13 protein-coding genes are annotated in these 13,389 nt (G+C 58.6%); 9 read left to right on the top strand and 4 right to left on the bottom strand.

What is annotated here, in order from left to right:
* Positions 1-167: 167 nt before the first annotated feature.
* The 3 genes from ACYASU_RS21625 to ACYASU_RS21615 all read right to left on the bottom strand — a co-directional run bounded on the left by ACYASU_RS21625 (position 168) and on the right by ACYASU_RS21615 (position 2,671).
* Positions 168-446 carry a TfoX/Sxy family protein gene (locus tag ACYASU_RS21625; RefSeq protein WP_346627723.1) on the bottom strand — a complete coding sequence of 93 codons (279 nt, stop codon included), beginning with the start codon at positions 444-446 and terminating at the stop codon, positions 168-170.
* Positions 447-688: 242 nt separating this feature from the next.
* Positions 689-1,033: a pentapeptide repeat-containing protein gene (locus tag ACYASU_RS21620; protein WP_192174620.1), complete on the bottom strand. Its 345-nt coding sequence runs from the start codon at positions 1,031-1,033 to the stop codon at positions 689-691.
* A 102-nt stretch (positions 1,034-1,135) separates the two neighbouring features.
* Complete coding sequence (locus ACYASU_RS21615) at positions 1,136-2,671, bottom strand: bifunctional aminoglycoside phosphotransferase/ATP-binding protein (protein WP_463583999.1); 1,536 nt, start codon at positions 2,669-2,671, stop codon at positions 1,136-1,138.
* A 133-nt stretch (positions 2,672-2,804) separates the two neighbouring features.
* Here ACYASU_RS21615 and mrcB point away from each other — a divergent pair, with 133 nt between their 5' ends.
* From mrcB to ACYASU_RS21600, 3 genes are read left to right on the top strand one after another with little or no spacing between them, the layout of a single operon-like run.
* Positions 2,805-5,126 carry a penicillin-binding protein 1B gene (mrcB, locus tag ACYASU_RS21610; protein ID WP_463583998.1) on the top strand — a complete coding sequence of 774 codons (2,322 nt, stop codon included), beginning with the start codon at positions 2,805-2,807 and terminating at the stop codon, positions 5,124-5,126.
* A gap of 31 nt (positions 5,127-5,157) precedes the next feature.
* Complete coding sequence (locus tag ACYASU_RS21605) at positions 5,158-5,913, top strand: tetratricopeptide repeat protein (protein WP_463583997.1); 756 nt, start codon at positions 5,158-5,160, stop codon at positions 5,911-5,913.
* Positions 5,906-6,235 (top strand): YqcC family protein, encoded by a 330-nt coding sequence (locus tag ACYASU_RS21600; RefSeq protein ID WP_346631271.1) that lies wholly within the window; start codon positions 5,906-5,908, stop codon positions 6,233-6,235. The genes ACYASU_RS21605 and ACYASU_RS21600 overlap by 8 nt, the downstream gene beginning before the upstream one ends.
* A 3-nt stretch (positions 6,236-6,238) precedes the next feature.
* On the opposite strand, the gene ACYASU_RS21595 is transcribed toward ACYASU_RS21600, so the two are convergent.
* The gene (locus tag ACYASU_RS21595; RefSeq protein WP_282373292.1) at positions 6,239-6,667 is read right to left on the bottom strand and encodes a DUF4124 domain-containing protein; all 429 of its coding nucleotides are present in this window, start codon (positions 6,665-6,667) and stop codon (positions 6,239-6,241) included.
* 411 nt (positions 6,668-7,078) lie between these two features.
* Between ACYASU_RS21595 and ACYASU_RS21590 the strand changes: the two genes are divergently transcribed.
* The 6 genes from ACYASU_RS21590 to msrQ all read left to right on the top strand — a co-directional run bounded on the left by ACYASU_RS21590 (position 7,079) and on the right by msrQ (position 13,061).
* Complete coding sequence (locus ACYASU_RS21590) at positions 7,079-8,803, top strand: acetolactate synthase 3 large subunit (protein WP_463583996.1); 1,725 nt, start codon at positions 7,079-7,081, stop codon at positions 8,801-8,803.
* A gap of 2 nt (positions 8,804-8,805) precedes the next feature.
* Positions 8,806-9,297, top strand: a complete 492-nt coding sequence (gene ilvN, locus ACYASU_RS21585) for an acetolactate synthase small subunit (RefSeq protein WP_093469284.1) — start codon at positions 8,806-8,808, stop codon at positions 9,295-9,297.
* A gap of 46 nt (positions 9,298-9,343) precedes the next feature.
* Positions 9,344-10,360: a ketol-acid reductoisomerase gene (gene ilvC / locus ACYASU_RS21580; protein ID WP_282373296.1), complete on the top strand. Its 1,017-nt coding sequence runs from the start codon at positions 9,344-9,346 to the stop codon at positions 10,358-10,360.
* A 147-nt stretch (positions 10,361-10,507) separates the two neighbouring features.
* Positions 10,508-11,356: a CDP-diacylglycerol--serine O-phosphatidyltransferase gene (gene pssA, locus ACYASU_RS21575; protein WP_192174627.1), complete on the top strand. Its 849-nt coding sequence runs from the start codon at positions 10,508-10,510 to the stop codon at positions 11,354-11,356.
* Positions 11,357-11,427: 71 nt separating this feature from the next.
* Positions 11,428-12,441, top strand: a complete 1,014-nt coding sequence (msrP, locus tag ACYASU_RS21570; RefSeq protein WP_463583995.1) for a protein-methionine-sulfoxide reductase catalytic subunit MsrP — start codon at positions 11,428-11,430, stop codon at positions 12,439-12,441.
* The gene (gene msrQ / locus ACYASU_RS21565) at positions 12,441-13,061 is read left to right on the top strand and encodes a protein-methionine-sulfoxide reductase heme-binding subunit MsrQ (protein ID WP_463583994.1); all 621 of its coding nucleotides are present in this window, start codon (positions 12,441-12,443) and stop codon (positions 13,059-13,061) included. Before msrP ends, msrQ begins: the two co-directional genes overlap by 1 nt.
* The last annotated feature ends 328 nt before the right edge of the window (positions 13,062-13,389 follow it).

The following is a 13,389-nucleotide window of genomic DNA, read 5'->3' as shown; positions in this document are numbered from 1 at the left end:
CAAAGAGCCGGGTCAAAAACCGTGATTAGCCTGATGAGGAGATAATCTGAGAGTCCGAACCAAGGAGCCTTTCAGGTTATCGGCCAGTCTCGCGACCGGATGTGATAATCATAGTGATTCTCATTTGTAAGTCAACAGTGTTCTGCAGACTATTTTGCTGTGCGAGCTCAGCGTTCCCCGATTGCCCCAGGGCTCACGTTCCTCAATTCGGTGTCCAGGGAATCTTTGTATTCTTGAGGCAGCTCGCTCCAAAGGCGATTCGACAACGCGCCCTCGAGTGAATACAGCAGCGCTTTGGATGCTCGGAAACCCCTGACCTTGACGGCCCGGTAGGCCTGGATTGCGCCAAGACGGCGCAGGTCGGCGACAGTGTGAATGCCCGCAGCGTGAAGCCATTGAACCGAGGTCTTCCCAAGATTCTTCATCCCCAGTAACTCATCGTCCATGATTGCAGCCCTTTCCAGTCAATCCGTGTAATAACTTCTCCGTAGGCTCGACACAAACTGAAAAGGCGAGCCATGCCCTTGAGCGTAGACGACCTCGAGTCAAGCTGCGGGAGAATGTCATCGGAACGCGGGCCACGCCGCCGAACGGTAGGGGTCAGGTGAGGAGGAAAGGCGAGCACGGGCCCGGCACGGCGGCGCATGCGGGGCGAGGCATAGAGCGAGGTTTGGCGGCTGTGATGAGGTTAGCGGGTGCGATAGCGCAGGCGCGTACCGAAATTGACCGACATGAGGATTTCGTCAGCACTGAGCTCTGGCGGGAAGTACGCCCCGGATATCTGCGCGTGGGCGATGCTTGCACCCTCGAGCCTGGTTGTCCGGAAGTCAACGCCACGCAGGTCCGCAGATCTGAAGTAGGCGTCGCTGAAATCGACCTCTTCCGCGTTGAGTTCACGCAGGTCGAGACCACGGAAATCCCCAGCCGAAAGATCAACAGGGCCCTGCTTGGGCCGTTCGAGGTTGAAGGCGGTCACGTCGTCTTTTCGCAGCAATGCGAACAGAGGCGAGTCGAGCTGCTTGGGCTGGTTCATCTGACGTCTCCTTTGTTGGAATTCTGACGCCACTATAATGCCACTAGTGGCGAGCCGTGAAGCGATATCCTTCACGACTCGACCACTGGTTTGGCTGGCGTGTTACAGGCCCGGCAGATGCTGACGGATGTCCGCGACCAGCTTGTCCAGATCGCCGCTGACGTTGGTCTCGACGTGCCGGCTGCGCAGTATCTCGTCGGCGGTCAGCGCTTCGCGACTGGCCAGCTGCGCTTCAATGACTTCCATCGTTGCGTCGGAAGGGTCCTCATTCTGTGCCCGACGTTGCGCTAGCCAACCCTCGATAACTGCCTTTGGCGCAGCGCAATCAATGATCAGGAAAGGAACGCCCATCGCCTCGGCAATCTGCGCGGCTGCCTGACGCTGTGCGAGCTTCAGATAAGTTGCGTCGATGACCACCGGCAAGCCTGCGCGGAGCACGACACCCGCCAGCTCGTTCAGGCGCTGATAGGTGGCAGCGCTGACATCGGCGGAATACAGGTCGTTATGGTCGGCAAATACACGCTTGCGCTCGACATCCGAACGCAGGCGGATAGCACCGAGCGCTTCCACCAGCCGCATCGCGACCTGACTTTTCCCGACCGCAGAAACGCCATGAGTGATAGCCAGAAAATTGGACGGGATCGCGCTGTAGCTCTCGGCCAGGTTGGCGTAGTTACGATACTGGCGCAGGGTTGCGGCGCGCTGCACCTGGTCAGCATCGGCATTCAGGCTGAACAGCGCCACTTTGGCGCGGACCAGTGCGCGGTAGGCTTTGTAGAAATTCAGCAGCTGCAGGCCTGCGTAGTCGCCGGTCAGCTCCAGGTACTGGCTGACGAATCGACGGGACAGGCTTTTCAGGCCGCGATCCTCAAGGTCCATGGCCAGGAAGCCGATGTCCGCATAGACGTCTGTCATGCGGAAGGGCTCGTTGAATTCGATGCAGTCGAAAATCACGACCTTGCCATCGATCAGCGTTGCGTTGCCCAAGTGGATGTCGCCATGGCACTCGCGGACAAACCCGTCCAGCTTGCGCTGGTTCATCAATGGCTTGAGGCGCTCGAAGCTGGTGTTGGCCCACGCTTCCAGCGCTTCCAGCTGAATGAGGTCAGACTTTTCGCTGAGGAAGGGCAGAATCTGCTCAAAGTTCTGCGTGACCGGCGCCATGACGCTGTCAGCACTGCCAAGTGGGTTTTCCATTGGGACTTTGGGCGATTTGAGATGAAACTCGGCGATCTGCCGGGCCATGTCGTCGATGTGCGCGGTGGTCAGTTCGCCTTTGGCTTGCAAGGTGCTGAGCAGGCCGTCCTGCGGGAACTGGCGCATTTTCAGCACGTACTCGATCGCTTCGCCTTCACCATTCAGCTGCGGAGCCTCGATACTGCCGGTGACAGGCAGCACTTCCAGGTACAGATCGTCCGTCAGGCGCTGGTTCAGCATCAGCTCCTGCTCACAGAAATGCTTACGCGCCGACAGGCTGGTGAAGTCCAGAAAGCCAAAGTTGACCGGCTTCTTCATCTTGTAAACGTAAGGGCCGGTAAGCAGCACCCAGGAAATATGCGTCTCGATGACCTGAAACTGTTCGACCGGGTGAGGAAACAGGGCGGGGTTTTGCAGCGCGGCTATCAGTGTCTGGCTCACGGACGATCCTTGAAAGGTGATAAGTCGATAGAGAAGTAGCGAAAGGCGGCCATTATGGCCGCTACAGACATTGCTGCAAACCGCTTAAAGGGTGGTCTGTCGGGGGCTTTGAAAGTGCGTATAATCCGCCGCCATGACCCGATCCCGCACCCCGAAAAAATCCCCCAAACCCACCAACAGCCGCCTGCGCAGCCTGTTGGGCTGGGCCCTGAAACTCAGTCTTGTCGGGCTGGTGATCCTTGGCTGCTTCGCCGTTTACCTGGATTCCATCGTCCAGGAAAAATTCTCCGGCAAGCGCTGGACCATTCCGGCCAAGGTCTATGCGCGACCGCTGGAGCTATTCGTCGGCCAGAAGCTTTCACGCGACGACTTCCTTCTGGAGCTCGATGCGCTGGGCTATCGCCGCGAAGCCGTGGCCAACGGGCCGGGCGCTGCTGCGGTCAACGGCAACAATGTCGATCTCAACACCCGCGGCTTCCAGTTCTATGAAGGCGCTGATCCGGCACAGCAGATCCATGTGCGCTTCTCCGGCGATTACGTCGCGGAACTGACCGCCGCCAATGGCGCCAAGCTGGCTGTTGCGCGGCTTGAGCCTCTGATGATCGGCGGCTTGTACCCGAAGAATCTCGAGGACCGGATTCTGATCAAGCTCGATCAGGCGCCGCCTTATTTGCTCGACACCCTCGTCACCGTCGAAGACCGCGATTTCTACCATCACTTCGGCGTATCCCCGAAAGGGATCGTGCGGGCTTTCTGGATCAACGCATCTGCTGGCCAGATGCGCCAGGGCGGATCGACGCTGACTCAGCAGTTGGTCAAGAATTTTTACCTGACCAACGAGCGCAGCATCACCCGCAAGCTGACAGAAGCGATGATGGCTATTTTGCTGGAGATCCATTACAGCAAGCAGGAGATCCTCGAGGCCTACCTCAATGAAGTGTTTGTGGGGCAGGACGGCCAGCGCGCGGTTCACGGTTTTGGTCTGGCGAGTCAGTATTTCTTTAGTCAGCCGCTGTCGGAGTTGAAGCTGCATCAGGTCGCCTTGCTGGTCGGTTTGGTCAAAGGGCCTTCGTATTACAACCCGCGTCGCAATCCTGAGCGAGCGCTGGAACGTCGCAATCTGGTCCTCGATCTGCTGGAGCAGCAGGGTGTCGCTACGCCGGAAGTAGTAGCTGCGGCGAAGAAGATGCCGCTGGGCGTGAGCAAAGTCGGTTCGCTGGCTGACAGCTCATTCCCGGACTTCCTTGATCTGGTCAAACGCCAACTGCGTCAGGACTACCGCGACGAAGACTTGACCGAAGAAGGCCTGCGGATCTTCACCAGTTTCGACCCGATTCTGCAGATGAAGTCCGAAGCCGCCGTGCGCGAAAGCTTCGCCAAGATTTCTGGCCGCAAAGGCGCGGATGAGATGGAAACGGCCATGGTCGTGACCAATCCGGAAACCGGCGAAGTTCAGGCGCTGATCGGCAGTCGCCAGGCAGGCTTTGCGGGGTTCAACCGGGCGCTGGATGCCGTTCGGCCGATTGGGTCGTTGGTCAAACCGGCCATCTACCTCACTGCACTCGAACGTCCGCAGCAATACACGCTGACCAGTTGGGTACCCGATGAACCCTTCCAGGTGAAAGGCGCCGACGGCCAGATCTGGAAGCCGCAGAACTACGATCACAAAGCCCACGGCAATATTTTCCTGTATCAGGGCCTTGCGCATTCCTACAACCTGTCCAGCGCGAAGCTGGGTCTGGACCTGGGCATTCCGAATGTCTTCAAAACCCTGACCAAGCTGGGCGTGACCCGTGAGTGGCCGGCTTTCCCGTCGATGCTCCTGGGGGCTGGCGCGCTGACGCCAATCGAAGTGGCGACGATGTATCAGACCATCGCCAGCGGCGGCTTCAATACGCCATTGCGCGGGATTCGCAGCGTACTGACTGCAGAGGGGGAGCCGCTCAAGCGCTACCCTTTCCAGATTCAACAACGTTTCGACCCGGGTTCGATCTATCTGCTGCAGAACGCCATGCAGCGGGTGATGCGCGAAGGCACGGGTAAATCGGTGTACAACGTGCTGCCGAGCACCCTGAATCTGGCGGGCAAGTCGGGCACCACCAACGATTCCCGCGACAGCTGGTTTGCCGGTTTCAGTCAGGATTTGCTGGCGATCGTCTGGATGGGCCGCGACGACAACGGCAAGACGCCGTTCACTGGGGCCACCGGCGCCTTGCAGATCTGGACCAGCTTCATGAAGAAGGCCGATCCGCTGCCGCTGGACATGGCGATGCCCGATAACGTCGTGCAGGCCTGGGTCAATGCCAGTACTGGTGAAGGCACCGACGCCAGCTGCCCGAACGCCGTACAGATGCCGTATATTCGCGGCAGTGAGCCGCAACCCGGCCCGACGTGCGGTGGGCCTGCAGCGCCCGCCGATTCGGTGATGGACTGGGTCAAAGGCTGGTTGAACTGAGCCTGGTTGAATTAAGCAAAGAGGATGTGACGTGAACAAGTGGTGGATTCCGGCTGTAACGGCTCTGGCTTTGCTCAACGGTTGCGCGTCCCAGACGCGCAGTGCGATTCCGGTAGTGGACTCAGGGTCACGCGTTTCAAACGGCGAGCGTGTTTCGTCGACACGCAACAACACCTACCGCGCGCCCGTGCAGGCGCCAACGCAGTCCCAATCGATCCAGGAAGATTCCGGTGTCACGGTCATGGTGCCCGGCGGCGCCGACGCCAGTGGCGCGCCGATATCGACGTTCGTGCCGCCCACCACGGCGCCGATCAGTACCGCTCCGATTAGCACGTCGCCGGTCAATCAGGCGCCGGTGAACAACACGTACACACCGCCGCCAGCGACCAGCACTACCTACAACATGCCGGCGTCGGCGCCGACTGGCATTCCGTCTGCGTCCAGCGGCGGGTTATCGGAAGACGAGCAACTCGATGGCCCGGTGCTGGCCTTGCTGACCACCGCTCAGCAACAGCAATCCGGTGGTGACCTCAACGGCGCGGCGTCAAGCCTTGAGCGGGCGCAGCGCGTTGCTCCCCGTGAGCCACAGGTCCTTTACCGTCTGGCGCAAGTGCGTCTGGCTCAGGGCGATGCGCCTCAGGCCGAGCAACTGGCGCGTCGCGGTCTGACCTACGCCAATGGCCGTGCCAGCCTTCAAGCCAGTCTTTGGGGGTTGATTGCCCAGTCGCGTGAAAAACAGGGCGACGCCGCCGGCGCGGCGCTGGCGCGGCAGAAAGCCAATGGATAAACGCTTCCCGAAAATCGCCGACCAGTTGCTATTGATCGAGCGCGAGTTGCGAGTGCTGGGATGGTGGAAGGATGTGCCGCCCAGCGATAAGTCGCTGTCCAGCCGTGAACCCTTCTGCGTCGACACGCTGGATTTTGATCAGTGGTTGCAATGGATCTTCCTGCCGCGCATGAAGATCATCCTTGAGCGTGATCTGCCATTGCCCACGGCATCCGGTATTCTGGAAATGGCCGAGATGGTGTACGCCAGCCGTATCGGGGAAGCGCGCGAGTTGCTTGCCCTGCTGAAAGGCTTTGACCGCCTGATCACAGAGGCGGTCTGACCCTCAGTTGCATTGGTCGTCGAGGTACTTCTTGACCTCGGCGATGCGAGCCTGGCGCTCTTCTTCCGTGAACCGCCGGAACTCGCCGTTCACCTCCTGTCGTACCCGAGGGTTGTTCTGCAGTTGGGCAAGGTTGGTGCGCTGCTCGTCACACGCTTCTTTAAGCTTCGCTTCCTGAACGGCGACCTGCTTCTTGACCTTGGCATCGACCGCCTCCTGCTCCCGTACCCCGTCCTGGTTCTGTGGCGGCGGGGCAGGGGGTGCGGTGACGGGGCTCGCTGTATTGATTTCCTGTGCTGCCTGCCCGGCAGGCGGCTGGGCGTCGAAATGCGTGACGCCCTGAGCGTCGACCCATTTGTATATCTGCGCGGCCTGGCTTACCGCCGGGGCGACGGCAAGTGTCAGCGTCGCTGCAAGCATCATCCAGCGCATTCCCGGTTCCTTACTTCTGTGGCATTGGCCGGAAACCTATCACAAGCGCGGCGCCACGACCTCATTCGGTGCCTTTTGGCGGACTGCGGACGAAGAAAGCGCATCGATGACTTGACTTGCGGGGGGCGAATCCGAACAATCCAAAGTTCGCTGTAGAGGGACTGCCAGAAGCAGACCGTCTCGGTAGATCATGAGGCGCACACCCGCGCCGACCCGTAACACCCGCAACGCGTTACCTCGCGCTGGGTGGGAAGACTTCGAAACACTTAAAGGGGCGATCCCAATACTTGCTCAGTCAGTGCTGACGTAGTCGGCGACCACCGTCGCTCATGCTCTGCTTTGCAGTAAACCTATTAAGACCCGTCTCCTCGCTTGTGTGGACGGTATTCTGGCGTTTTAGAGGTGAACAACGTGGAGCTTTTATCTGGCGCTGAAATGGTCGTCCGCTTTGTGCGTGACGAAGGCGTAGAGCATATCTACGGGTACCCTGGCGGTGCCCTCCTGCATATATATGACGCGCTGTTCAAAGAACCGGCTGTGAGCCACATCCTCGTTCGTCACGAACAGGCCGCGACTCACATGGCGGACGGGTACGCCCGCGCCACCGGCAAGGCAGGTGTCGTACTGGTGACGTCGGGTCCCGGAGCAACCAACGCCATCACCGGCATCGCCACCGCGTACATGGACTCGATTCCCATGGTGGTGCTGTCCGGCCAGGTCCCGAGCAATATGGTCGGTACCGACGCGTTCCAGGAAACCGACATGATCGGTATCTCCCGGCCGATCGTGAAGCACAGCTTCATGATCAAGCACCCGTCGGAAATCCCGGAAGTCCTGAAAAAGGCGTTCTACCTCGCCCAATCCGGTCGTCCTGGTCCTGTCGTTGTCGATATCCCGAAAGACATGACCAACCCGGCGGAAAAGTTCGAATACATCTTCCCCAAGAAAGCCAAGCTGCGTTCCTACAGCCCGGCGGTTCGTGGCCACTCCGGCCAGATCCGCAAAGCCGTGGAAATGCTGGTCGCGGCCAAACGCCCGGTCATCTACGCCGGTGGCGGCGTGATCATGGGCAACGGTTCGGCGCCATTGACCGAACTGGCGCAGCAATTGAACGCCCCGGTCACCAACACGCTGATGGGGCTGGGTGCCTACCCGGGCACTGATCGCCAGTTCGTCGGCATGCTGGGGATGCATGGCAGCTACACCGCCAACCTGGCGATGCACCACGCCGACGTGATCCTTGCGGTCGGCGCACGTTTCGACGATCGCGTCATCAACGGCCCGGCCAAGTTCTGCCCGAACGCCAAAATCATTCACGTCGACATCGACCCTGCTTCCATCTCCAAAACCATCAAGGCCGACGTGCCTATCGTTGGTCCGGTGGAAAGCGTCCTGACCGAAATGGTTGCGACCCTCAAAGAGCTTGCCGAAACCCCAAACAAGGATTCGGTCGAGACGTGGTGGAAGCAGATCGAAGAGTGGCGCGCCGGCGGTGACCTGTTCCCGTACAACCGTGGCGACGGAAGCGTCATCAAGCCGCAGACCGTGATCGAGACGCTGTGCGAAGTGACCAAAGGCGATGCTTACGTCACCTCCGACGTGGGTCAGCACCAGATGTTCGCGGCTCAGTACTATCGTTTCAACAAACCCAATCGCTGGATCAACTCCGGCGGTCTCGGCACGATGGGTTTTGGCCTGCCTGCCGCGATGGGCGTTGCGCTGAGTTTCCCGAATGACAATGTCGCCTGCGTCACCGGCGAAGGCAGCATTCAGATGAACATTCAGGAGCTGTCGACCTGCCTGCAGTACAACCTGCCGGTGAAGATCATCCTGCTCAACAACGGCGTGCTCGGCATGGTCCGTCAGTGGCAGGACATGAGCTACAGCGGCCGTCACTCGCACTCCTACATGGAGTCGCTGCCTGACTTCGTGAAGCTGGTCGAGGCCTACGGTCATGTCGGCATGCGCATCACCGATCTCAAGGACCTGAAGCCGAAGATGGAAGAAGCGTTCGCCATGAAAGATCGCCTGGTGTTCCTCGACATCCAGGTCGACGTCAGCGAGCACGTTTATCCGATGCAGATCAGAGACGGCTCCATGCGTGACATGTGGCTGAGCAAGACGGAGCGGACATAACCATGCGCCACATCATTTCGCTATTGCTGGAAAACGAACCGGGCGCGCTGTCTCGTGTGGTCGGCCTGTTTTCGCAACGCAACTACAACATCGAAAGCCTGACAGTGGCGCCAACCGAGGACCCGACCCTGTCGCGTCTGACGCTGACCACCGTTGGACATGATGAAGTGATCGAGCAAATCACCAAGAACCTCAACAAGCTGGTCGAGGTGGTCAAGCTTGTCGATCTGTCGGAAAGCGCCCACATCGAGCGCGAGCTGATGCTGATCAAGGTGAAAGCCACTGGCGCACAACGTGCCGAGATCAAGCGTACCACCGACATTTTTCGCGGCCAGATCGTCGACGTCTCCAGCAGCGTCTATACCGTGCAGTTGACCGGGACAAGCGACAAGCTGGACAGCTTCATCCAGGCGATTGGCACCACCGCCATTCTGGAAACCGTACGAAGCGGCGTCACGGGCATTGCCCGCGGCGACAAAGTGCTGAGCATCTAACCTAATTTTGCAAATGGCCTTGCGGCCAAGTTATCAGGGGAATTTCATGAAAGTTTATTACGACAAAGACTGCGACCTTTCGATCATCCAGGGCAAAAAAGTTGCCATCATCGGTTACGGTTCTCAGGGCCACGCTCAAGCGTGCAACCTGAAAGACTCGGGCGTTGATGTCACCGTTGGCCTGCGCAAGGGTTCGGCCACTGTCGCCAAAGCTGAAGCTCACGGCCTGAAAGTGACCGACGTGGCTTCCGCTGTCGCCGGTGCAGACTTGGTCATGATCCTGACCCCGGACGAATTCCAGTCTCAGCTGTACAAGAACGAAATCGAGCCGAACATCAAGAAGGGCGCAACACTGGCCTTCTCCCACGGCTTCGCGATTCACTACAACCAGGTTGTTCCACGTGCCGACCTCGACGTGATCATGATCGCGCCAAAAGCACCGGGCCACACCGTGCGTACCGAGTTCGTCAAAGGCGGTGGCATCCCTGACCTGATCGCCGTTTATCAGGACGCTTCGGGCAACGCCAAGAACGTCGCACTGTCGTACGCGTCGGGTGTTGGCGGCGGTCGTACCGGCATCATCGAAACCACGTTCAAGGACGAGACCGAAACCGACCTGTTCGGCGAGCAAGCCGTTCTGTGCGGCGGTACCGTTGAACTGGTCAAAGCCGGTTTCGAAACGCTGGTGGAAGCCGGCTACGCGCCGGAAATGGCTTACTTCGAGTGCCTGCACGAACTGAAGCTGATCGTCGACCTCATGTACGAAGGCGGGATCGCCAACATGAACTACTCGATCTCCAACAACGCCGAATACGGCGAGTACGTGACCGGCCCGGAAGTCATCAACGCCGAATCCCGTCAGGCCATGCGCAACGCTCTGAAGCGCATCCAGGACGGCGAATACGCGAAGATGTTCATCGCCGAGGGCGCCAGCGGCTACCCGTCGATGACCGCCAAGCGTCGTAACAACAAGGCGCATGGTCTGGAAATCATTGGTGAGCAACTGCGCTCGATGATGCCTTGGATCGCCAAGAACAAGATCGTCGACCAAGCCAAGAACTAAGATCACAGATTAGTTCTTGCAGGAAAAAACGCGGCCTTCGGGTCGCGTTTTTTCGTTATGGGGGCTCATCTGGTATAAAGCTGCATCGTTTGTCGGCCCAGCGGCCACAAGCATTTGTCGAAATTCTTCAGCTGCAAGGTATTGTCCATGAGCGAACGTCCCGAAGAGCCGAACAAGGCTTCTGACGCCGAAAGCCTGCTACCGATCGATGAACACATTGAAGAGGGCCATGACGCCGAAGGGCGCCAGGTCCGTCATCGCGGCATCTACCTGCTGCCCAATCTGTTCACCACCGCGAATCTGTTCGCCGGCTTCTACGCAATCATCAGCGCCATGAGTGCGCAGAGCGCATTGAGTGCAGGTGATCAAGTGAGCGCGAGTAAATACTTTGCGTTTTCCGCCATCGCCATCTTCGTTGCCATGGTCCTGGACGGTCTTGATGGCCGCGTCGCGCGGATGACCAACACCCAGAGCGCATTCGGCGCAGAGTACGACTCGCTTTCCGACATGGTTGCTTTTGGCGTGGCGCCGGCGTTGTTGGCATTTGGCTGGGCCCTGGGCGACATGGGCAAGGTCGGCTGGATGGTCGCCTTCATCTATGTCGCGGGCGCAGCATTGCGTCTGGCGCGCTTCAACACTCAGGTAGGCAAGGCGGACAAGCGTTACTTCATAGGGCTGGCAAGTCCTGCCGCGGCGGGCGTAGTCGCAGGCACCGTCTGGGCCTTCAGCGATTACGGCATTCAGGGTTCGAAATTGTCGTTCCTGGTCGCTCTATTGGTTGCTGCTGCCGGGATGCTGATGGTCAGCAACATCAAATACAACAGCTTCAAAGAGCTGGATCTCAAGGGGCGAGTGCCGTTTGTTGCGATCCTCGCGGTGGTTCTGGTGTTCGCCGTCGTGTTCAGTGATCCTCCGCGTATTCTGCTGCTGATATTCCTCGGCTATGCAGCGTCTGGTCCGATCCAGTACCTGCTGCGTCTGCGTCGCCAGAGGTAGTTAGTCGGCCTGCATTTCCCGCATACTCCGCAGCTATAGATGCTTCAGTTCTCTATAACTGCGGAGTCATCATGCTGATCAAGATCCCTTCCACATCTGATTGCAAAGAATCGGATGTCACGCCCGAATCCATTTATCTCTCTCGCCGCGCGTTGCTCGGCAGCTCACTTGCAGGGCTCGCCGTCAGTGCGATGCCTCGTTGGGCCCAAGCCGAGGAAGCCTCGCGCTACGCCAACGTTGAAGCCGGTGCCGCGCCGGACTGGTTCAAAGGCAAATTGCCTGCGACCAAGTGGCAAGCCGTTACCGTCAAGGACGAGACGATCACGCCGTTCAAGGATGCGACCCACTACAACAACTTCTACGAATTCGGCACCGACAAGGGTGATCCTGCGCAAAACGCCGGTTCCTTGAAAACCGAGCCGTGGAGCGTTGTCATCGACGGGGAGGTGGCCAAGCCTGGCCGCTACGCGCTTGAAGACTTCATGAAGCCTTATCAGCTGGAGGAGCGTATCTATCGTCTGCGCTGTGTAGAGGCGTGGTCGATGGTGATCCCTTGGCTGGGTTTCCCGATCTCCGAGCTGCTCAAGCAGGTTGAACCCACGGCGAATGCCAAATACATCCGCTTCGAAACGCTGCAGGACCCGAAGACCATGCCTGGCCAGCGCTCCGGCTTTGCATTGATCGACTGGCCTTATGTAGAAGGTCTGCGCCTGGATGAGGCGATGAATCCCCTCGCGATTCTGGCGGTGGGCATGTATGGACGGGAGCTGCCCAATCAGAACGGCGCGCCGCTGCGTCTGATCGTGCCTTGGAAATACGGATTTAAAAGCGCGAAGTCCATCGTGCGCATCAGCCTGACGAGCGAGCAGCCGGAAACCACGTGGCAAAGCATTGCGGCAAGCGAGTATGGTTTCTATGCCAATGTGAACCCGACTGTTGATCACCCTCGTTGGACCCAGGCGCATGAGCGACGTCTGCCTAGCGGGCTGTTCAGCCCGAATATTCGCCAGACCGAGATGTTCAACGGGTATGGGGAGCAGGTTGCTTCTCTTTATGCAGGCCTGGATCTACGGAAAAACTATTGATGCGCTTCATCTACTGGCGAGTGTCGGTGTTCATCGCAGCAGCGTTGGTCCCCATGTATTGGCTCTACCAGGCGTGGATTTTTGCTTTGGGGCCGGATCCCGGGAAAGTGCTTGTTGATCGCTTGGGCCTTGGAACATTGACCTTGCTTTTGATCACGCTGGCGATGACCCCATTGCAGCGCACGACGGGCTGGCCCGGATGGATCGCTGTTCGCCGGCAGCTGGGGCTGTGGTGTTTCACCTATGTGGCGCTGCACATGCTGGGTTATGGCTTCTTTATTCTGGGGTTCGACTGGACGCAATTGGGCGTTGAGCTGGTCAAGCGGCCCTACATCATTGTTGGCGCGCTGGGGTTTCTGGGTCTGTTGTCGCTGGCGGTCACCTCCAATCGCTACAGTCAGCGCCGTTTGGGCGCGCGGTGGAAGAAGCTGCATCGGCTCAGTTACCTGATTTTGGGGCTGGGTTTACTGCACATGCTGTGGATTGTGCGGGCGGATCTGAAGGAGTGGGCTATATATGCAACGATCGGCGCACTGCTTCTTGTGCTTAGGATCCCCGTAATTGCTGGGCGTATCCAGCGTCGTCGGGCCAAGAGCAGCAACGTTGCCACCAAAGTTTAAATAAGTGCTTGACGCTCCTCTGGATCTGTCTATAATTCGCCCCACTTCCGGCGCAGACGAAACGGAAAACTCCTTGATAATCAAAGAGTTGGACAAATTAAGCAGCGAGGAATGCTTCGGTTCAGATGCTTGAATCGACAGCGGTAAAAAAGGCAGTTGACAGCAGATTGTAACGCTGTAGAATTCGCCTCCCGCTGACGCGAGACGTTAAGTCGAGCGAAGCGCAAGTGGTTGAAGTTGATAAGGAAACTTTGAAAACTTCTTAAAATAACCGCTTGACAGAAACAAGAGACGCTGTAGAATGCGCGCCTCGGTTGAGACGAAAGAT

This window comes from Pseudomonas sp. HP_12, from assembly GCF_055283955.1.
Note: the sequence above shows the minus strand (reverse complement) of the source record. Positions and strands in the feature narration are given on the sequence as shown.

Bases quoted from the DNA above. Each gene is read 5' to 3' on its own strand.
- msrQ (WP_463583994.1), top strand. From the start codon at position 12,441: ATGCGCTTCATCTACTGGCGAGTGTCGGTGTTCATCGCAGCAGCGTTG.
- ACYASU_RS21620 (WP_192174620.1), bottom strand. From the start codon at position 1,033: ATGAACCAGCCCAAGCAGCTCGACTCGCCTCTGTTCGCATTGCTGCGA.
- ACYASU_RS21600 (WP_346631271.1), top strand. From the start codon at position 5,906: ATGGATAAACGCTTCCCGAAAATCGCCGACCAGTTGCTATTGATCGAG.
- mrcB (WP_463583998.1), top strand. From the start codon at position 2,805: ATGACCCGATCCCGCACCCCGAAAAAATCCCCCAAACCCACCAACAGC.
- ilvC (WP_282373296.1), top strand. From the start codon at position 9,344: ATGAAAGTTTATTACGACAAAGACTGCGACCTTTCGATCATCCAGGGC.
- ilvN (WP_093469284.1), top strand. From the start codon at position 8,806: ATGCGCCACATCATTTCGCTATTGCTGGAAAACGAACCGGGCGCGCTG.
- ACYASU_RS21625 (WP_346627723.1), bottom strand. From the start codon at position 446: ATGGACGATGAGTTACTGGGGATGAAGAATCTTGGGAAGACCTCGGTT.
- ACYASU_RS21595 (WP_282373292.1), bottom strand. From the start codon at position 6,667: ATGCGCTGGATGATGCTTGCAGCGACGCTGACACTTGCCGTCGCCCCG.
- pssA (WP_192174627.1), top strand. From the start codon at position 10,508: ATGAGCGAACGTCCCGAAGAGCCGAACAAGGCTTCTGACGCCGAAAGC.
- msrP (WP_463583995.1), top strand. From the start codon at position 11,428: ATGCTGATCAAGATCCCTTCCACATCTGATTGCAAAGAATCGGATGTC.